This window comes from Dethiothermospora halolimnae (assembly GCF_037577855.1).
Classification (GTDB): Bacteria; Bacillota; Clostridia; order Tissierellales; family VENL01; genus Dethiothermospora; species Dethiothermospora halolimnae.
In genome coordinates, this window is record NZ_JBAKFX010000001.1 from 92,982 (window position 1) to 114,125 (window position 21,144).

Sequence of the window (21,144 nt, forward strand, 5' to 3'; positions counted from 1 at the left end):
TTCCCGATTTTTCACTGAACCGTTTTTAAATTTCTACCTAATATAGTAGTTAAAATTTATGATTCCTTGTTATAATTCCCTGTTATTTCGATGGTATTTCCATCTGGGTCTTCTATTGTGAAAAAATAATAGGGTGATGCCACATTTAGATACATAACTGGAGAAACTTTACCTATATCTAATTTCTTAAGTCTTTCATATTCAGCATTTAAATTATTGATATAAAAATTTAGCACAAAATTATTACCATAAGTTATTTTAAAGTCTTTATATCTTTCTAGATATTCTTCACTATAAACCCCTTGTAAATTTTCACCACTTCCCATTCTTTTATCATCATACTGCTGATTCATAAGGGCAATACAATTCCCGTCAAAATTAAACTGAGCCCATCTATTAAAATTTTTAGAAGTAACTTTCATTTGAAGTAATTTTTCATAGAAGTAAATAGATTTATTCATATCCTTTACAAATAAATATGTAGAACCTAATTTAAGCATATATTATTCCTCCCTGTTAAGTTGACTATATACTTATTATAAAATATATATTAGGACACCATTGTGTCATAGATTGTTTTTTTCTAGAGATATTTTAAGCCTTCTAACAAACTCTTCCCTCACCCAAGTGGGTTCTATAATCCTAACATAGGGAACTAATCCGAAAAGAATGGAATATAACCATTCATCCACAGGAAAATCTAGATTAACAATTATCCTATCATCCTCAACTTTACAATTTTTATGGTCAAAATAATCGGGAAGTTTACCTTGTAAAGCTTTATCAACTTCTAATATTATTTTGGTACTTTTTCTTTTAGAATCCATATTATCATCCCAAGGGAGGATCTTGGGTGTTTCTTTAATTTCAAATTTATCTCTTAAGAGATTGCAAGATATAATCCTATTTAGTTTAAATAATCTAAAATCTTTTCTAAGTTCACAATAGCCATAGACATACCAGGTGGTTCCCAGCATTACCAAGGTATAGGCACATATAGTTCTAGATGTTTCTTTAAAGTTACTATCTATATATTTAATCTTAACTTTACGACAATTATTTCTAGCCTTAGATAATATATCTACATTGTACCTTAGCTTCTTTTCATTCATTAAAGGATTTAATTTTATGACTAATTTATCTTTTTCTAAATCGGTTGGAAGTATGGTATGAAATTTATTAGATATGGATTTTATTTCTGAATATGGTACTACTTTTTCTAAGCTTTTTAAAAAAGAATTGAGAATTTTGGCTTCATTGGTATTTAAAAAATTTTTATCTAGTTTATAATTATCAAGTAATTTGTAGCCACCTTTTTTTCCAACATCGGCATAAATAGGTATCCCAGCCATACTTAAGGAATCCATATCCCTTTGGATGGTTCGAACCGATACTTGGAAATAATCAGACAGTTCCTTTGCGGTGGCCTTATCCCTATTGATAAGTATCATCAATATACTAAGAAGTCTATCTATTTTCATAAGTAATCTCTCCTAAAGTTTAGAGGTATTATACTGTTATGATTATATTAGATCACTAAAATAATTTGAATATAATGTAATTCTATCTATTTTTAAGCATGATTGCAACGGTAATATTTTATTGTTTCTTTTTACAACTAAAATAAAAAAATTCTTGATCCTTTATGATTATATCTGTAAATCCATATTTTTCACTTAATTGTTTCAAGGTATTATCTCTTGGAATAGGTTCCCTCCCCAGATCATATCCAATTTTTCTATGATGCTCTTTTATACCATCTCTAGTTTTAGTCTGGGCTATTAAAAACTTACCTCCAGGTTTTAAAGTGTTTTTCACATTTTCAAATGCTATATCTATATTTTCAAAATGGGGAATACCGTTAAATATAATAACATAATCAAATTTGTTGTTTATATTAACCTTTTTATCAAAGTCTAAGCATTTCGTGTTCACATCTGGGAATATATTTTGTAGCTCTTTTAACATCTTTTCTGATATATCAATAGCAAGATAATCGGTTAACTTTTTATCTTTTAAAATATAATATAAGATTCCAGTTCCACAGGCTACGTCAATCACTGACTCTCCTTCCTTTAGTCCTATTAATTCTATTATTTTAGTTGAAATATCGATTTTATCTTTAGGTGTATTTTTAGACCACTGTTTATAATTTTTATTGAAGTATTCCTTTTGATTTTTAATTTTCATATTTTATGCCCCCTATAAAATTAAGTAAACACTACCCTTAGGCAGTGTCCACTTAATTTTTATAAACCTCTATAGTAATTAAACCAAGATATTATTCTCTCATATTTATCTATCACATGACTCGGACGGGATAACCCATGGAACTCATTGGGGTATCTTACCATTATAGCCTCTTTTCCCAGTCTTTTAAGTGCTATATAAAATTCATCTGTTTGACCTGTTGCTACCCTTAGGTCATTTTCCCCATGCATAAGCATCATAGGTGTTTTCACATTTTCCACATGACCAATAGCTGAATGTTCAATAAGATGTTCATAGTCCTTCCATGGCTGACCACCATATTCATATTCATCGGCAAAGGTTATATCTGAGGTTCCGTAGCCACTTAACATATTAGTAACACTAGCTCCTGCACAAATGGCTTTAAATCTATCTGTTTGGGTGGCAATCCAGCAGGACATATATCCTCCATAGGACCATCCATGAACATACATATTTTCTTCATCTATATAACCCTTTTTGATTATTTCATCTACTCCAGCCATGATATCCTTATAATCTTTATCTCCCCAGTTTTTATCTATTGAACATGCGAACTGTTGTCCATAGGTTATACTTCCCCTAGGATTTGTATATATCACTACATAACCTTCAGCTGCTAATAACTGAGCCATAAACATAAAGTTAGGACCATAGGATCCATGGGGTCCCCCATGAACTAATAATACTAATGGATATTTCCTGTCAGGATTGAAATCTTTAGGATATATTTCCCATCCATCTATGGATTGATCATCGATACTTTTATATGTGAATTTGTCCCAATCTCCTAAAGCTATGTTCTCCATCAATTTACCATTTAAATTAGTTAATTGTTTTTCTCTTCTATCTTTATCTAAGGTATATAATTCTATGGGAGTTTTGGGATCAGATACAGCATAAACCATAACTCCATTTCTAACGGTCAAATTAGATATTGATTTTTTATAATCAACTAAGACCCTTTTCGGAGAAGTGGATGGAGTAACTTCATAAATACATCCTACGCCCCTATCCATTACTAGGAAAGTTAATTTATCATCATGCCATCCTATACTTCCTCCCCTTGGTCTATCTAGTACTCTTGTAATATTCTTTACTCTATTTACATCAATGGGAGTAGCTTCCCCCTTTGTTTTTAGATCCTTCATATAATCTTTTACATCAAGAAGCCAAATATCTGTTGTTGTGGATTCCCCTACTTTGTTATCATGACCTGCAAAAGTGATATAATTACCACAGGGGGACCATTTAGGACTATAACTTGGTCCAGGTGCATTATAAAGTAGATGTGGCTCCTTGTTATAAATATCAAACAGCCATAGGTCTATAGATTTATCATAGTCAGCCGTTTCAGAGTGTCTAGAACTTACAACAATATACTTTCCATCAGGTGACAAGCTAGGGTCGTTATGATCATAATCCCCTTTGGTTATTTGTCTTCCTTTAGATTCTTCATCTGTGTTAAGCCCTGAAGGTACTTCAGCTATAAACACTTGATTTTTTACATCTCCAAAATATCCAACACCGTCACGCCTATAGCTGAATCGAGTAATAACTTTAACTTTATTTTCCTTTTTATCATCTTTATCATCATCTTTACCTTTATGGGCTTTATCAGATAATTTTTTTATACGCTCTTTGTCATATTTGGGAGCTCCAGGGTACGGAGCCCATTTTTCATCATGACTAAAAACCTCTGCATTATAAATGATACTTTTGCCATCCGGTGTCCATATTAACGGACCTGATACTGATTCATCCGTCTTTATAGCCCATGATTCACCACCTTCTAATGGCAATACCCTTATCTGACTTTTATCCCCTCTAGATGATATAAAAGCTAGTTTCTTTCCATCCGGTGAAAAAGTAGGAGAGCTATCCTTTCCTGAGAAAGTAAGCTGTCTATGGTTTTTACCATTTATTTCCACAAGATAGATATTAGTAAGAGTTTCGTCCTTATCTTTATCTATTTCTTTAACCACATAAGCCACTAAACTTCCATCTGAAGATATTGTAACCCCACTTGGGGTTTTAAATCTATAGTGATCCTCTATTTTAAGTCTTCGTTTTCCCATAACTATTTCCCCCTTTTACTCATATGTAATTACTTAATATTAGATATATTGTACCATATATTGTGATATAAGTGTAATTTTTCATTGGTTAGAGATATCCTATTATAGGGGGATTTACTGCTTTATTTGCTGAACCGTTTTTAAATTTATTTATTATATTCTTTTTTCATAGCAATAAATTCTTTTGTCTCACCATTTACATCCCAAGTAAAGTCATCGATCTTTTCAAAATCTAATTTTTCATAGACCCTTATAGCTCTTTTATTAAATTTAGCAACAAGTAATTCTATGCTATCAAAATCATATTCTTTTATACCAAATTCCAATATAGACTTAGTAAACTCTGTACCCATACCTTTTCCAGTTAACTCTGGCTTCATCTGTACCCCTAGCATGTACTTACCATCATCATAATCAAAACTACAGTTACCTATTAATTCATTTTTTTCATTATAAATAACAAATGTGTTTTCTTCCTTATGGATATTTTTTGCCCATTGATTTTTAGCTTCTGTTTTATCGTTATTATAAAAACTATACTCTCCTTTATATTTCCATGTTGCAATCTCACTACCATCTTTTTCTGCTGGCTTTTTAAATTCAATATACATAATATACTTCCTCCCTTTTTCATATGTAATATATATATTTATACTTTATCATTGGTTATCATATATTTTAATCTAATAAATAGTTCTTAATGGAACTTGAGCCTACAAGATTTTTTATGAAAAATATAGTAAAAAATATAACCATACTACTGGATCCAGTAGTATGGTTATATTTTTCATTGTGGATTTATTTTTTCTGTTCTCTTATTACCCTTCTTATACTTTTTTCTGAAAGATAATATATCTCTGTTAATTCAGTAATGGTACTTCCTTTAATATATTTATTAAATATTTCTTTATTTCTATCTTTTAATGTCTTTCTCGTTCCATTCTTTTCTCCCCAAGATTTTTTATTTTCATTTTTTCTTGGTATATATAAAGTTTCACCATCTATGTATTTTTGAACTATTTTTATTATATCCTTTGGTAAAACATTTTGTGCATTAATATAACTCATATCTTTGCCCTCCTTGTATTTGTATCTATATGTCTCTGAGCAAAGACTACTTATAAAGTAATTTAATGCGTTAATAAATCTATTTCTTCATAGCAGTCTTTGCTATGAATATAAAAATATTTTTAAAGACGGATACTTCATCAAAATCACCTCAATTATGGTTTTTAACTATTTCATTAATTTTATTTTTAATTGTAAAAGCTTATAACATGATTTTATCATAAAACTTAATGGTTCTGTAAAATTTTATTTATCTTCAAAACTCTAAGTATAAATTTAAGTTCAATATTTTATTTTTCCTTCACTAGAAAAATAAAAACGGTTCATTTATATTATTTAATTAATGCTTATCTAATAAAACTTGTTCTAATCCAATTATTCTTTATCTAATTTTTATTATATATATTTTTCTGATATTTATAATTGTATTTAAATAGCTTGTCCACACTTTATTGTTTTAAAATAAGACTTTTCTCCATATTATTTAAAGTTTTATAATTTAAACTGACTTCAATTCTATTATCCACATACTTCTAAAAAATCATTAATAATATTTTTATATATTCCATCACTAAATAGTATCTCTACCCCTAGTGAACAGAGACTAGACACCCTTGATTGAGTTATGTTCCCAAAGTAACTACAGATATCTTTCACCTTATAATCACAAAATCTAACCATAAGAACCATAGTTATAGCTTTTGCCTTTGTGAGATTTCTAATATATTTTATTTTTATTTTATCTTTATCTTCTCCTATATATTTCCCAACAAAAGTTAATATATCATCTGGCTCTATATCCTTTGCTATGATAGTTTTTTCACTTTTATATTCACACTTTTGGTTTCTAAACCCATATTCTGCCTCTATCTGTTCTTGCTCCTCAGCAGAATTAGGCACTAACATAAAATCTAAATATTCCTTTATAGCTTTTTTCTTATTTTTATCACTATATAACTTCAATATAAAGTCACAATCTACTATTTCAAATCTATCATCTAAATCTCCTAAATAAATTGGTGCACTGGAATATGGGTATTGAAAAACCTTGTTACTCCAATTCCTTAGCTTTCTAGGATTCTTGTGAATATATTTTGAGGCCTGTAATATATAATTATCCTTGTCTATTATCTCACTTCTAAATCTGTCAGAGAACACATGACCTCTTCTTTTATATTTTCTATTATAATATTTAGCATAGGACAAGTTTATACCGTGCATTATCTTGGTTATATCAGCACCTGCAGCATCAATAACCATATGGGCATGGTTATCCATAAGGCAGAAGGCATATAACTTAAATCCATACCTTTTTTTATATCTTTTTATTCTAAGTAGAAATTGCTCCCTATCCTGATTGTCTTTAAATAATAGTATTCCGTCTACACATCTTATCATAATATGATAAATTGAAAAATTCGTTTTTAATCTAAATGGACGTGGCATAACACTACCCCTTTCGCTAATGTATTATGATTTCATTATTAGCTTAAGGGGTAGCTTTTATACCTATATTCCCGACTTTTTACTGAACCGGTTTGAAGTTTTTTAGATTTAACTTATTAATTTTTTCACTGAACCGGTTTTAAATTTATATAAATAACTCCGGTTCTTTTCTATCTGTTAAGTTAACTTCTAATTCATATTTATGTCTTAGATAATCTTCATCATTATAATATTTTGCTTCAATAGGACAATTCTTAATACAAGCACCACATTTTATACAGATTCCACTTAATACAGATACATTATTATGATCAATTGACCCCATGGGACATAGATTCACACAGAGTTTACAATTGGTACAATTATTATTTGTTTTTGGAGTAACTTTTCTAATATCAACAGCATTGCCATTTTCATCTTTAGGCATATAGTATTTTCTATAGGGTCTATTTCCTTTAACTTCTATATTATTTATTATACTATTAGTCTCTAATTTTTTCCATATATTATGGGCAAAATCGCTTACTATATCCATATCCTCTCTATCTGGTCTACCCTTTGCTAAAGTTTTAGAAAATGAGTGTTCACCTATAAAAGCTCCTGCTGCAATCACCGAAAAACCATCAGACTTAAGAATATCTTTTAGCTCTATTAAAGCATCATCATAGTTTCTATTTCCATAAACAACTATAGCTATAGCCAATGCACCATTTCCTTTAATAGTATTTAAATATTTTAATAACACATTTGGAACTCTTCCTGCATAAACTGGAACTCCTACTATGACAATATCATCTTTGTCAAATGATACTGATTGTTCTCTAGATTTTGGTAGTGTAAAGTTAATATTTCTATTTATATCCATGTTTTTATAAATATTATTTGCTAACCCCATTACTACTTTTTTAGTTGTATCTGTTGCACTAAAATATAATGTATTTATTTTTCTATTTATAATAATATCCCCTCCCCTTAAAGTTTTATAATAATTATGTTACTCCCTCTATTTTATTTACATCTAGATTTTATTATACTACTTTAAGAGGTCTTACTCCACAGTGAATCTAATGTTATTTTCCATTCTAAATATTCTATATCTCCTTTTTTCTCCATCATAATAATCTCTTTTTCTTTACCCTGTTCATTGTTAAATACTGTTGTAAAACTACGATTTTTATCAAACTTCTCTGACCATTCTCCATTAAAATATATAGCATTAATAAGATACATTATAACTTCTTCTGATATAGGAGGTTCTATCATTTTTTTTATTTTCCATCTGTGGAGTCATTAATCCAACCGTTAATTTTTTTAGCTGAGTCTTTCTTAGAAAAATCAATTTCATTGACATATGCATCGAAAACCTTTTTATTGATATCTATAAAATTACTATTTATTTTCTTACCCTTTCCAATCCATATAGAGTTATTTATATCCAGTTCTATCCCCTTGTCTATATCCCTTAGATATCTTAATAGATTGTTATAGCTTTCATTTAATACACTTTTTTCCCCACTTTTATACTCAAGGACACTTATCATCTCTTTTTTTGTTGTAGTCTCCGCCCCTTGATAGGTCATAGTAAGTGCTGTAGAAATACTAATGGGTGATATAAATATGTTTTTTCCACGGTCCTTATTGTTTAATCCTTTAAATATATGAAATGCCAATTCAGTATTGCCTTTTATAACACTATTGTCAATATTATCTTCATTAAAGGATAAATCTTCATTAATATCTGAACTACATCCGGCTAAAAACCACATTAATATTAATGTACATAATAATATACAATTTATTTTTTTCATCTTTTCAACTCCTAATAGTTTATTAGTTACTATATTTCTTTAGACGGAGAATATAAACCAAATGTTTCTCATATACAATGAATCTTATTCTTATATTGCCAAATAATCAGCGCATAGTAACACTTTATATTAGGCATCTTCATATTATATTAATAAATAGGTCTAAAGGAGGTCTGTTTATGAATTATTCTTCTTATTTTTGGAGAGAACTTAAAAGTAATGGTTTTATTATAGTAGATTTTAAGCAAGGGGATGTAACTGGTGATGGATATATAGATAATGTTTATCTAGTTGGAAAGAAACCCTATGGTCCTACTAGTCCCTTTGTGGATAATATAACTCTAATTGTTCAAGATGGAAAGACATGTGAATTTACTAAAATAACTTTAGAGGTTAATGGAGGATATGGGCCTACTATATTTCTAGGAGACTTCACTAAAAATGAAGTGGATGATATTTTAATTAGTATTGACTCTGGAGGAAGTGGAGGTTATGCATTTTATTATATATATTCTATGATGGATAATATACCTAATCGAATATTCTATTTTGAAGATTTCAATGAAGAGTATACCTATGATGTTATATATCAAGATAATTATCAAGTAAAAGTTATAGAAAAAAATACAGGAGATACTTATACAATCGATATTAAATATAAGGGTGATGAGTATTTATCAGAAATATATAATGATGATGGAACATTAAAGGAACCTATTGAAGGGTGGGTAAATCCCCTTGGTGGGTTATATCCAGTGGATTTTAGAAGAGATGGTAGCTATGAATTGTACGCAACTCGAAGTATAGCTGGACGATATAATGCCGATGGTTTAGGTGTCGTTCAAGTTTCTCTAGAGTGGAACGGCAAAGAGTTTGAACCATTCTTTGAAACGGTGGGGATATTTGGATAAATTGGGGGATTACGAATCCCCCAATAACTCAATTCGAGAATGTAAAAAGTTGGTGATTTACACACAACTATTTACAGTCCCCTCAATTCTGCCTTTGAAAGCTCTTTTACCGGTATACCCGGAAATGAATTCCCTGCTACTAGTGTACATGGAATTCATTAATCTCTACTTAGTTAAATTGTTAACTGTTCCAATGGAAGCTTCCTCAGTTTTAACGGAATCTGCTATCAATTCATTGATAGTTTTTAGTTCATGGTCAGTTAAATATCGCCATTTTCCAATGGGCAAATTCCCTAGCCTCACATTCATTATTCTAACCCTCTTAAGTTTAGTTACATTATAGCCTAGATACTGACACATTCTTCTTATTTGTCTATTTAACCCTTGGGTTAATATTATTCTAAATGTCCGTTTTCCTTCTTTTTTTACTTCACATTTTTTAGTTACTGTATCTAAAATAGGAACTCCACTTCCCATTTTCTCTATAAATTCTTGCGTTATGGTTTTATCAACGGTTACAATATATTCCTTCTCATGGTTATTACCTGCCCGAAGAATTTTATTTACTATATCACCGTCATTAGTTAAGAATATAAGGCCCTCCGATGGCTTATCTAATCTTCCTATAGGAAAAATCCTTTTTGGATAATTTACAAAGTCTACTATATTGCCCTTAACTTTATGCTCTGTAGTACAGGTTATTCCAATTGGTTTATTAAGGGCTATATATACTGGCTTTTCTTTTGATTTTATAGGCTTTCCGTCCACTTTTACTTCATCTCCATCGGTCACTTTAGTACCCACCTCTGGCTTTACTCCATTTACTGTGACTCTCCCCTGTTCTATAAGTGTGTCTGCCTCCCGCCTGGAGCATAAACCAGTTTGTCTTATGTATTTATTTAATCTTATTTTTTCATTTTTCATAGATATATTTTTACATCTCCCTCCATTTTTTTATTTTATATTCTTTAGCATAATATTAGGCTGGATAAATCCAGCCTTAATATAAAAAATTTTATTATCCCCTTATAACTTCTATCTCATATCCATCGGGATCTGTTATAAAATAATACTTAGGTGGACTATCGGGAAGTCCCATTAGTTTTGTAACTTTATATCCCATATCCTTATGCTTTTTATGAGATCCTTCTAAATCATCCACAGAAACTGCAATATGACTAAATCCATTACCTAGTTCATAGGGTTTATCTGGATTGTAGTTATAAGTTAATTCTAAATCATAAGTACCATCTTTATCGGTTAAATAAACCAAAGTGAATTCATATTCTGGATAATCCTTCCTCTCCTTTTCTTCTAACCCTAATGCCTCTTTATAAAATTTTAAAGACTTTTCTAAATCCATTACTCTAATACATGTATGTAACATTTTATAATCCATAAGACCACTCCTTTTGATTTTAGATGTTATAACTATAGTTACCCTTAGTATAGTATTTAATTCATATATCCAAAGCTTAACACCTTGAAATTAGTACATTATTATCTCCCTTATCCTGCTGATTCTAATATATCTATTAGCTTCTTTACATATTCTTCACCTTTGCAATAGGCATCAGCAGAGTTTATATATATATAATCTTTACCTAAAGTTACATTAACTAGAGGTTCGTCTAATTTAAGATAAATATATGGTTCATAATTACCGGTGTCTTTATCCACTTCTTCAAATGACAAACTTTTAATATATTTAACTACTTTTTCAATAGTGTCTTTACTATATATAATTTTTTTATCTTTATAATTGCCACGATAATGAAAACTAATATCTTCTAACCCCTCTGATTTTAAATACCACAAAGGATGATAGTCCCCCTGTATCTTTTCCACTTTCACATTCATTTCATGGTATTTTTTAAAATCTTCTATATAGTATTTTGTAGTATACTTCATACTTAAACCTTTTCCATAGTCTATACTATAATACTCCACATCTCCTTTTTTAATTATTTGTCCATATTTATTATATTCTATATTATCTTCATTATAGCTTCCATGACCACTAACTGAATGAGATTCCCTGTCTTTATCCCTTATATCTTTATAGTCATTGTCAAATAACATATAAGTTAACTTACTGAATATCCTTGCTTTATATGACATACCTGTTCTATCACTTTTAGCACTTGTAAAAAAGTCACTATTTAAATCCTTTCTCCATACATTCATTCTAATATATTCATTATCTATATAATTATCATCACTAATTTGATTTTTATACACGTCAAATCTAACCATAGCTTCATGTTCTAAAACATTTTCATAGGGCTCTACATAATCGGATAAGCTGGCTTCTTTAATTCTTAAAATATATTTATCTCCATCCATAATTAAAACAGTATTATTAATAAATGGTTTTAACAAAGTGACAAGTTGTTTATCTGTTTTCTCCATTAGTGTTTTATCCCTATGGGCAGAATAAAATTTAAAGGATACTATAACTATAGCCAAAATAAGTATACCAATCCATATCTTTTTTTTCAATATTAATCCCCCTTTTATAACTTCATTTATAGCAAAGAAAAGGTTGGTGATATTTCACCAACAGATTTTATAAACCTTCAATATACTCTTTATAAGCCTTTTTTAATTCATTGTAGCTAGTTTTACCTATGATATTTCCTTCAGCTTCTTGGTAATTACATTTAGTGGCTAACCTTTTTAAAAAATCCCCCTTAGATGTTTCATAATTATACTTATTTCCTAATTTTCCTTTTATCTTATCTTCATATTCTGAAACTAATACCAGCTTAACATTATGTTCATATCTCTCACCTAGTTCCCCTTTATTATCCACCATAGCCCCTTTAATATATTCAATATTCTCATCTATGGTTTCTCTATCTACTTCTCCTGAATGGGCTGATAAAAAAGTTTTGGCCGGTAAATTTTTTATAAACTTAAGACTTTCTATATATCTTTCAAGATCATGATATTGTAATATGGGAAAAGGCTCTTCAACCATGTCTCCTATAAATGCAACTAAATCCTTTTTATCAAAGCAAATAGCAGAACATATAGTATGGCCTGGAGTATATATAAACTCCACTCCATCATCTTCATAGGTCAATTTATCCTCAAATGTAATATTAGGTAATTTTATTTTTATATCACCTTTATGAAATTTCCCTTCATATTTTTTTATATCGTATTCCCCGATTTCTTCCATTCTTTCTTTACAGGTTTTATGACCTATTATATCAGAATATTCAAAGGCCATATTCCCCCAGACATGATCCCAGTCTGAATGGGTATTAAAAATAACTAGTTCTTTTTTACTTAAACCTTCTTTATATATATATTCCTTAATCACATCCATGCATCTAGGACCTAATTGGGTATCACATAAATAAAGTCTATTATCTCCTTTAATTAGATATACTCCTAAATCCCCAAGGGGAGAATCCCCTTCTTCAAAAATAAAGTGTACTCCTCTACTGCCTATATTTTTTATAATCATTAGTATCCTCCCATTTTTGTACTTATTATATCATTTATATTTGTATACCACAATTTGGGAGATTTCTATTTTTCACTGTTTATTTATTGTATCAGGGTGTGAATTCCCCCTCTACTTATATTAATTGAAAATGGAGAATTGAGAATTGACAGTTAAAGGTAATTTCACTCACTTTGTTCGTGAAATATCATCTATCAAATGGGCTTTAGCCCATTTGTACCTTAATTGTCCATTGTCAATTGTCAATTATATTAAGCCCCTTCCTCTCTATATTCCTTATCAACTTTAGTGTTATATATTAGTCCTACCATCAATAATATTCCCCCTACTACTTTTCCCTTTGAAAAGGTATCTAAATAAAAATAATCTATTATTGCACTGGTAAACATTTGACCTATAAATGGTAGTATAACTATATATACAGCTGGCACCTTTGGAACCGTAACATTAAATAAAAATACCACTGCTACTCCTAAAAAACCACCTAAAAAATAATAAAATGGTGCACCTATTACTTTTTCAATTGCTGGTGTATTATTTCTAACAATAACACAAATAATAATTGAAGCTATAAATCCTACTCCATAATTTATCATAACTCCATTTAGCACCCCTACCTGCTCTCCAATCTTACCGTTTAATATTGTTGAAATAACTATAGATATTCCTATTAAAAAAGCTAAAAATATATACATACTATCCCTCCTCTACATTGTTATCATTGCTACTATTCCTAATAAAATAATAGAGAATCCTATTAACTTTTTAGGTTTGAATTTAATTACAGGCATATGAAATATTCCAAAATGATCTATTATGTTTGATACTATTAACTGACTAAAGAGACTTATTCCCACTGTTAAGGTTATACCTAACTTAGGAATACAAATATTATTTAATACTATTACCGAAACACTTAAAATCCCTGGAAGAAAGAATATCTTAGGTGCCTTCTTTATATTACTCCATTTATTTTTAGTTATTAAAGATAATATTACTATAAAAAATACAGCTATAATATGGAATATTAGATTACTAAAGTATGGTCCTACTACTCCTGATAACATTCCATTAAAAAATAACATTATAGCAAGTAATATTCCAGTTATTAATGTTAAACCTTTATACATATGATCCCTCCTATCTTTACTTTTTACTATAAATAGATTATCATGATTATTAATCAGATTACATGACATATGTCATGTTAACATATATTTTAGGAGGAATTATGAAAAAAATTAATGATAAGAAACTTTTAAATTATTATATAAAAAAGCATAATATGGATGATATACTAGATAAGGATATTATCCCTTATATGGAGCTTCATTATTATGAAAAAGGAGAACAAGTCCTAATCCCTAAAAGTAATTTATTATATTATTATTTCTTTATTGATGGTAAATTAAAAATATTTTCCCTTTTAGAAAATGGTAAGTCTATACTTTTAGAGTTTTATACTACATTTGATACCTTAGGAGATGTGGAATTATTAAAAGACCGTCCTATAGTGTCCAATGTTGAAGCGGTAAAGGATAGTTATCTAATTGGAATACCAACAAATATACTTAGGAAAAAGTGCTATAACAATCCTAGATTTTTAAGATTCATGATTTCATCATTAAGTAAAAAACTTGAAAACACATCTAATAATAGTTGTTATAATCTATCATATCCCCTTATTAATCGATTATCTAGCTATTTATTAGAACATATTACCGATAAAGACTATATAATATTAAATTCAACTTTTAATGATATCTCAGAATTTTTAGGGACTACCTATCGCCATCTCCATAGAACCTTTAAAAAACTCGAAAATAATAGAGTAATAAGATTTGATGATGGTAGGATATATATTTTAAATAAAGGTGAGTTAAGAAGGCTTTCTAAAAATTTATATAGATAAATTTAAGTTTAAGTCTTAGTAGGGATACTAAGACTTAAACTTAAACTAATTACCTTTCACATATCCCCCTATATTTTCTATTTCCACTTCTTCTTCCTTTCCAGTTTTCATATTCTTAATTTTTACTTTCCCATTTTTTAATTCATCTTCTCCTATAATAATTACATAGGGTATATTCCTTTTATCTACCCCTTTTAACTTTTTCCCTAGCTTTTTATTTGTCATATCTATATCTACTTTTACTCCTAGTTTTCTAATATCATTAGCTATTTTTAGTGTTTTAATCCCCCTTCCCATTGGAATTATTATTAAGTCAACCAAGGGTTTATTTATATTTTGATTTTTATCTAAAAGGGCTGTATATATAACATCTAGTCCAAAGGATAGTCCCACTGCAGGATATTCTTTATTATTATTTAAAAATGAACCTATTATATTATCATATCTTCCTCCACTTCCTATACTTGATGTTATACTGCCATCAGATAAAAATACCTCATATATTGTTCCTGTATATATATCTAATCCCCTTGCTAAAAATGGATTAAATTTAACCTTGTCTAATAAATCTAATTCCTGTAAATAACTATTTAAATTCTTTAGCTCATCTATACCCTCTAGGGTCTTAGGGGACTTATAGTTTTCTAGTAAGTATTCTAAATCATTTATGTTTTTATCCTCTATAAGCTTTTTAAGTTTTTCTATTATATTATTACCAATTCCCTTCTCTATTAGTTCCCTTATAACCCCTTCACTGCCTATCTTTTTTATTTTATCTAACGACAATACTATATTACTTAAATCCTCTTTTCTAGTACCTATACTTTCTAGTATTCCATATAATAACTTTCTATTGTTATAATATATATATACATCTAGTTTAAGTTTATCGAAAACATCAAATACCATACTCATAAGTTCTGCTTCTGCCATCATTGATTTAACTCCCACTACATCCACATCACATTGGGTGAACTCCCTAAGTCTTCCCTTTTTTACAGGACCATCCCTAAATACTTTTCCTATCTCATACCTTTTAAAGGGCATTTTTAAGTATGGATTCATTCCTATTATTTTTGTAAATGGTACCGTTAAATCATATCTTAGACCTAAATCACGATTTCCCTGGTCCTTTAACCTATATACTTCCTTTAATATCTCATCTCCTCCACCGTATTTATATGATAATAAGTCAAAATAACATATAGTCGGTGTCTCCACTGGCATGAAACCATATGTTTCAAATGTACTTTCCAGTTTCCTTCTCACATTTTCCCTTATAGTTTGTTCCTTTGGTAAAAAGTCTTTTGTTCCCTTTAAGTTTTCTAATTTCATAATTATCATCCTTTCTTTTTATTTGATAGTTAACTGGTTGGGGGATTACGAATCCCCCAACAACTCACAGGGATTACGAATCCCTCAACAACTTACAGGGATTAGGAATCCCTCAAGGACTCACAGGGATCACGAATCCCCCAACAACCCATAGGGATTACGGGGATCCCTTAACTCTCCCCTCTCAATTCTCAATTCTCCATTATAAAAAGGAGCCAATAGATGCATTAATGCATCTATTGGCTCCTTTTTATATCAAAATTCCTTTATCACCACTAGATGCAAGCCCTATTTTTTCAATGGAAAACAGAGCTTGCACCTTTTTATCCTTAAAAGATACAAACCCTCTCTAGTGATGATGAAATTGTATATTAAAATTTGTTACTATAACAGTCATAATAAAACCCCTAAACGAAAGTAACTCTTAAATAAATTTGAAGCTACTATATTTTTATTTATATTATCATCATATATTCTTTTTGTAAAGATTTTTAGGCATACTTTTTAAGCATACCTTCTATGATCTCTATGATATCTTCTCTTAATTCATTTGGCGACAATACTTCTATCGCCCTTCCTTGACTTAATAACCACATTATAATCCCCTTTTTATGGGTTGTGGCATTTATTATGTATTCCCCTTTATTTTCCTCTACAACTTTAGCATTAGGTAATCTATCTAATACTGCTTCAATGGAGTCACCTGTAAACCTAAACTTTATATTTTCTATTTTTCCCGATTGCATAAACTGAATCCTATCTCTAAATTGTCCCTCTTCAAATCTATTTTTATATTCTACCCTAAATCTATCACTTAATATTTTATATTTGTTAATTCTATCTAGTCTAAAAATAGTTGGATCTTTATAATCCTTTCCTTCTATATATGCTATTAAATAAAAATAATACTCAGAAAATAATAGACCCTGGGGATATAACACCTTTTTTCCTAAGCTTTTAACCAATTTACCATCTTGTCCTAATTTAGAATATTCAATCTGTAATTTATTATGATGATCTATGGAATATGTAATATCCCAAATCTTATTAATCAATTCTTCATTATGTTTTGGTGAACTATAGTTATATAATTCATTTCCTATAGTGTTCTTTAGATAAAATCTATCTTCATAGACACAAAGCTCTAAAAGTTTTTCCACCAAATCTTCTATTTCATTTTTATTAAACCCTCTAGTACCTAATAATACCTTTATTATAGCAAGTACGTCTTCTTTAGTAAGGAACTTATCTTTATCCCTATTGAGAACATATCCACCTTTTTTTCTGCTATATACTATATCCCATTGCTTTCTTTCATTGGCAATATAGGTTCTTATATCATTTATATACCTTGATATTGTTTTATCACTTACATTAAATTTTAGTGCCACTTCATTTTTTTTAACCGTACCTCCATTAAGTAATATATCATATATATATAGTATTCCTTCTACTTTACTTCTTCTCATGTTATCACCCCATTTAGTATCATTCTACTATATATATATGCCTATGTATAGTCCTAAAGTCCTATTTATTGTATGATTTTCTTTTATACATTTCATTATCTGCTGTCTTTATCAACTCAACTAATGATGTATATTTATCTCTAGAGTATTGCGCAAAACCATAGCTTAATGCTATATTATAACTATTAGCTTCAATTTTATTAAATAACTTAATACTTTTATATACCCTATCCCAGACTTTTTTAGCTCCGTTAATATTTGTTTTTGGAAATACTAATAAAAATTCATCTCCGCCAAGTCTTATCAATATATCAGTTGATCTTATGTTTTTTCTTATAAGATCACTTATATCCTTTAAAAGTTTGTCCCCTTCTAGATGTCCAAACTGATCATTTATCTTTTTTAATCCGTCTACATCAATATAGCATATTGTAACTTGTCCTCCATTGGTTCTCGAATCTCTAATCTCTCTATTTAAAACCTCTATACCTGCCCTTCTATTTAGGGCGCTGGTAAGATAATCTTTGGTGGCTTCTTTTTTTATTTTTTTTATTATCTTTTTTAGCCTTTTAACCTCTTTATCTCTTTGCCTTAACTTTATTATCAGATCATCTTTTGATAAACTTTGGTACCTCAAGTATTTCACCCCTAAATTAATTATATTTTTAACCACACTATCTATTTTAATACTTACAGGGGACAGATATTGTCCTTTATAAAAAAAACATCTAAATTTATACAATTTAATAATAATTTGCATATTATTTTTGTCATATTTGTATGTGTTTTTTGTAATAATCTGTTTAACAAATATTAATCTATAATAAATCTATTGACTTCTATCTATTGATTGCATAAAATTGCTATGGATTTCTGATTTACTAATAAACCCTAAACTAGGGTGTTTTTTATTGCCTTTTCTAAATATTTTATTTACTATCTACTTTATGGGGTATTATTTCAATAAATTTAATATGTTAGGAGTGATATATATGAAAAGTTTAATAAAAGATTATACCATTATAACATTAGGGGTAATTATTGTTGCCCTAGGTTTATGTTTCTTTTTAGTACCAGCTGATCTAGCTGTTGGTGGAGTTACAGGTTTTGCAATGGTTTTTAATAATATATTCCCTGTACTATCTATTGGTTCCTTAATGTTTATATTAAATATTTTATTATTTATTGTAGCATTTATACTTATAGGTCCCCAGTTTGGAGCTAAAACCATATATGCCAGCTTTGCATTATCCGGTGCAATATGGGCAGTTGAAAAATTATTTCCTCTAGCTGATCCCCTTACAGATGATATGATATTAAATTTGTTTTTTGGAATACTAATCCAAGGTATTGGAATGGCAGTAATATTTTATCAAAATGCCTCTACCGGTGGAACTGATATAATAGCCAAAATATTTAATAAGTTTTTTCATATTGAGATTGGGAAAGGTTTATTATTAGCAGACTTCTTTATAACCTTAATGGCAGGGCTAACATTTGGTTTAGAATTGGGACTATATGCTTTATTGGGTGTTATTATGAATGCCTTTGTTATAGATAATGTTATAGAAGGTTTAGACCTTAAGATGAGTATATCTATAGTTAGCCAAAAGCCTGAAGAGATTAAATCTTTTATTAACAATTCATTAAGTAGAGGGGCCACTATATATCATGCTAATGGCGCCTACACAAATAAGGAAAAAAAAGTAATTACCACTGTAGTCAGCAGAAGGGAATTTATAAGGCTTAAAACCTTTATAAAAGAGACCGATGATAAAGCCTTTGTCATGGTTGCCCATGTTAAAGAAGTATTGGGAGAAGGTTTTAGCATAGTTTAAAAACTAATACTACTTCTATTAATAGAAGTAGTATTAGTTTTTCTTTATATTTCTTTTATATCTGTACATATTCTTATCGGCCATTTTTATCAATGTTTCATAATCTGTACCATCTGTTGGATAATCTGCGATACCATAACTAAAACTACATACTATCTTATTACCTTCTACCTTTAGTGGATTTTTTCTAAAAAATTTCTGTAGGCTTTCAAATTTCTTTATTAAATCTTCTTTTTTAGATTCTAACAATACTGCTACAAATTCATCTCCACCTACCCTAGCTAGAACATCTGTATTTCTTATGCTATTTTTTAGTTTTTTGGCAAAATATTTGATAGTTAAATCACCCACAATATGACCATAACGGTCATTTATTGGCTTTAGCTCGTTTAAATCAAAAATCGCTAAAGAAAATGTTTTTCCACATTTACAATTATCCAGTTTATCTTCAATATATTTTTCAAAATAATTTCTATTATATATATTAGTTAATTTATCATACATTGACATTGATACCACATCTTCATAAAGTTTATGATTGCCTATTGCTATTTCTATTTGACTTTTCATATATTCCATCAATTTTAAATCCATATCATCGAAAACATCATTATCTTCGCTATCTATATTAATAATTCCATATAATCTATTATCAATAATAATAGGGGCCGTAATACTAGACCTTATATAAAAGCCCTCCTTGTTTTTTAAAGGCTCTTTATAATTTTTCCCCATCATATCTTCAATATCATTTACTATAATACTTTCTTCAATCTTCCCATTTGTTTTTTTCCATATAAAAGTGTCTTCTAAAACTATAGAAAAGTTTTCTACATCTTCTTCAGTAAATCCTATCTGTGAGACCACATCCAATCTCCCTTTTTCATCTATTAAAAGGACACTGCCAACCTGAGCATTTTCAACGACTTCTAAAGTTTTTTTAAGTATTAAATCAAATAAATCATATATATTCTTAGTTTTTACAATGGATTGACTTATAGATAACATTGCCTCCTTTGATTTAAGTTGCCTATTTAAGTTTTTTTCTATTATCTTTTGTTCTGTAATATCAATGGCAACCCCTGCAACACCTATAATTTTGCCGTTATTATCTCTAATGGCAACTTTATTTGACTTTATATATCTATAAGACCCATCTCCTAGTTTAATGGTGGTATTATAACTACCTTTACCTCCATTTTTAATTAATCTTCTGTCGAACTTCTCATATTTTTTTGCAGTCTCCATAGACATAAGATCCATTGCCCTATGACCTATAACCTGTTCTTTAGTAACATCAAAATATTCTAAAAAAGTTTCATTACAGTATTTATACACCCCTTTTATATCTTTGAAATAAATTGGATTTGGTATCATATCTATGATATTTTGTAAGTGCTTAGGACAGTTAAAAACTTGGGAGGGTATAGTTTCAAATTTCATTTATAACCCCTTTCTCATATAATTATATATAAATAAACATTATTTATGTCGATTTTATTTATATGTATAATTATATTTTAATTGAAAGTATATTTCAATGTATAGATATCCCATTCTCCCTTATATAAA

21 protein-coding genes and 1 pseudogene are annotated in these 21,144 nt (G+C 29.0%); 3 read left to right on the forward strand and 19 right to left on the reverse strand.

The window, feature by feature from the left end; translation table 11 throughout:
• Nucleotides 1-56: 56 nt before the first annotated feature.
• From V6137_RS00430 to V6137_RS00470, 9 genes and pseudogenes are all read right to left on the reverse strand, one after another.
• Nucleotides 57-500 (reverse strand): VOC family protein, encoded by a 444-nt coding sequence (locus V6137_RS00430; protein ID WP_425445896.1) that lies wholly within the window; start codon nucleotides 498-500, stop codon nucleotides 57-59.
• Nucleotides 501-566: 66 nt separating this feature from the next.
• Nucleotides 567-1,481: a helix-turn-helix transcriptional regulator gene (locus V6137_RS00435; protein ID WP_425445897.1), complete on the reverse strand. Its 915-nt coding sequence runs from the start codon at nucleotides 1,479-1,481 to the stop codon at nucleotides 567-569.
• A gap of 118 nt (nucleotides 1,482-1,599) precedes the next feature.
• Nucleotides 1,600-2,190 carry a class I SAM-dependent methyltransferase gene (locus tag V6137_RS00440; RefSeq protein ID WP_425445898.1) on the reverse strand — a complete coding sequence of 197 codons (591 nt, stop codon included), beginning with the start codon at nucleotides 2,188-2,190 and terminating at the stop codon, nucleotides 1,600-1,602.
• A gap of 59 nt (nucleotides 2,191-2,249) precedes the next feature.
• Nucleotides 2,250-4,307, reverse strand: a complete 2,058-nt coding sequence (locus V6137_RS00445) for a S9 family peptidase (RefSeq protein ID WP_425445899.1) — start codon at nucleotides 4,305-4,307, stop codon at nucleotides 2,250-2,252.
• 146 nt (nucleotides 4,308-4,453) lie between these two features.
• Complete coding sequence (locus tag V6137_RS00450) at nucleotides 4,454-4,918, reverse strand: GNAT family N-acetyltransferase (RefSeq protein ID WP_425445900.1); 465 nt, start codon at nucleotides 4,916-4,918, stop codon at nucleotides 4,454-4,456.
• 187 nt (nucleotides 4,919-5,105) lie between these two features.
• Nucleotides 5,106-5,375 (reverse strand): CD3324 family protein, encoded by a 270-nt coding sequence (locus V6137_RS00455; protein ID WP_425445901.1) that lies wholly within the window; start codon nucleotides 5,373-5,375, stop codon nucleotides 5,106-5,108.
• 519 nt (nucleotides 5,376-5,894) lie between these two features.
• A complete protein-coding gene (locus V6137_RS00460) occupies nucleotides 5,895-6,821 on the reverse strand; it encodes a transposase (RefSeq protein ID WP_425445902.1) in 927 nt (308 codons plus the stop codon).
• A 145-nt stretch (nucleotides 6,822-6,966) separates the two neighbouring features.
• A complete protein-coding gene (locus V6137_RS00465; protein ID WP_425445986.1) occupies nucleotides 6,967-7,782 on the reverse strand; it encodes an EFR1 family ferrodoxin in 816 nt (271 codons plus the stop codon).
• A 77-nt stretch (nucleotides 7,783-7,859) separates the two neighbouring features.
• Nucleotides 7,860-8,629, reverse strand: a pseudogene (locus tag V6137_RS00470) (serpin family protein).
• A 179-nt stretch (nucleotides 8,630-8,808) separates the two neighbouring features.
• Between V6137_RS00470 and V6137_RS00475 the strand changes: the two are divergent.
• A complete protein-coding gene (locus V6137_RS00475; RefSeq protein ID WP_425445903.1) occupies nucleotides 8,809-9,540 on the forward strand; it encodes a VCBS repeat-containing protein in 732 nt (243 codons plus the stop codon).
• A 165-nt stretch (nucleotides 9,541-9,705) separates the two neighbouring features.
• Here the strand turns inward: V6137_RS00475 and rluF are convergent, their stop codons facing one another.
• The 6 genes from rluF to V6137_RS00505 all read right to left on the reverse strand — a co-directional run bounded on the left by rluF (nucleotide 9,706) and on the right by V6137_RS00505 (nucleotide 14,148).
• Nucleotides 9,706-10,464 carry a 23S rRNA pseudouridine(2604) synthase RluF gene (gene rluF, locus V6137_RS00480; RefSeq protein WP_425445904.1) on the reverse strand — a complete coding sequence of 253 codons (759 nt, stop codon included), beginning with the start codon at nucleotides 10,462-10,464 and terminating at the stop codon, nucleotides 9,706-9,708.
• Nucleotides 10,465-10,558: 94 nt separating this feature from the next.
• Nucleotides 10,559-10,939: a lactoylglutathione lyase gene (gloA, locus tag V6137_RS00485; RefSeq protein WP_425445905.1), complete on the reverse strand. Its 381-nt coding sequence runs from the start codon at nucleotides 10,937-10,939 to the stop codon at nucleotides 10,559-10,561.
• 110 nt (nucleotides 10,940-11,049) lie between these two features.
• On the reverse strand, nucleotides 11,050-12,042 hold the full coding sequence (locus tag V6137_RS00490; RefSeq protein WP_425445906.1) for a hypothetical protein: 993 nt from the start codon (nucleotides 12,040-12,042) through the stop codon (nucleotides 11,050-11,052).
• Between the two features lie 67 nt (nucleotides 12,043-12,109).
• A complete protein-coding gene (locus V6137_RS00495) occupies nucleotides 12,110-13,018 on the reverse strand; it encodes an MBL fold metallo-hydrolase (RefSeq protein WP_425445907.1) in 909 nt (302 codons plus the stop codon).
• Between the two features lie 251 nt (nucleotides 13,019-13,269).
• A complete protein-coding gene (locus tag V6137_RS00500) occupies nucleotides 13,270-13,713 on the reverse strand; it encodes a DMT family transporter (RefSeq protein WP_425445908.1) in 444 nt (147 codons plus the stop codon).
• A gap of 12 nt (nucleotides 13,714-13,725) precedes the next feature.
• Complete coding sequence (locus tag V6137_RS00505; protein WP_425445909.1) at nucleotides 13,726-14,148, reverse strand: DMT family transporter; 423 nt, start codon at nucleotides 14,146-14,148, stop codon at nucleotides 13,726-13,728.
• Between the two features lie 101 nt (nucleotides 14,149-14,249).
• Between V6137_RS00505 and V6137_RS00510 the strand changes: the two genes are divergently transcribed.
• Nucleotides 14,250-14,930, forward strand: a complete 681-nt coding sequence (locus V6137_RS00510) for a Crp/Fnr family transcriptional regulator (RefSeq protein ID WP_425445910.1) — start codon at nucleotides 14,250-14,252, stop codon at nucleotides 14,928-14,930.
• A gap of 45 nt (nucleotides 14,931-14,975) precedes the next feature.
• Here the strand turns inward: V6137_RS00510 and V6137_RS00515 are convergent, their stop codons facing one another.
• The 3 genes from V6137_RS00515 to V6137_RS00525 form a co-directional block, all read right to left on the reverse strand.
• On the reverse strand, nucleotides 14,976-16,265 hold the full coding sequence (locus tag V6137_RS00515; RefSeq protein ID WP_425445911.1) for a histidine--tRNA ligase: 1,290 nt from the start codon (nucleotides 16,263-16,265) through the stop codon (nucleotides 14,976-14,978).
• A 491-nt stretch (nucleotides 16,266-16,756) separates the two neighbouring features.
• A complete protein-coding gene (locus V6137_RS00520) occupies nucleotides 16,757-17,734 on the reverse strand; it encodes a helix-turn-helix transcriptional regulator (RefSeq protein ID WP_425445912.1) in 978 nt (325 codons plus the stop codon).
• A gap of 61 nt (nucleotides 17,735-17,795) precedes the next feature.
• Nucleotides 17,796-18,371 (reverse strand): GGDEF domain-containing protein, encoded by a 576-nt coding sequence (locus V6137_RS00525; protein ID WP_425445913.1) that lies wholly within the window; start codon nucleotides 18,369-18,371, stop codon nucleotides 17,796-17,798.
• Between the two features lie 355 nt (nucleotides 18,372-18,726).
• On the opposite strand from V6137_RS00525, the gene V6137_RS00530 reads away from it, so the two are divergent.
• Complete coding sequence (locus V6137_RS00530; RefSeq protein WP_425445914.1) at nucleotides 18,727-19,572, forward strand: YitT family protein; 846 nt, start codon at nucleotides 18,727-18,729, stop codon at nucleotides 19,570-19,572.
• Nucleotides 19,573-19,605: 33 nt separating this feature from the next.
• Here V6137_RS00530 and V6137_RS00535 read toward each other — a convergent pair whose 3' ends face one another.
• Nucleotides 19,606-21,015, reverse strand: a complete 1,410-nt coding sequence (locus tag V6137_RS00535) for a sensor domain-containing diguanylate cyclase (protein WP_425445915.1) — start codon at nucleotides 21,013-21,015, stop codon at nucleotides 19,606-19,608.
• Nucleotides 21,016-21,144: the final 129 nt, after the last annotated feature.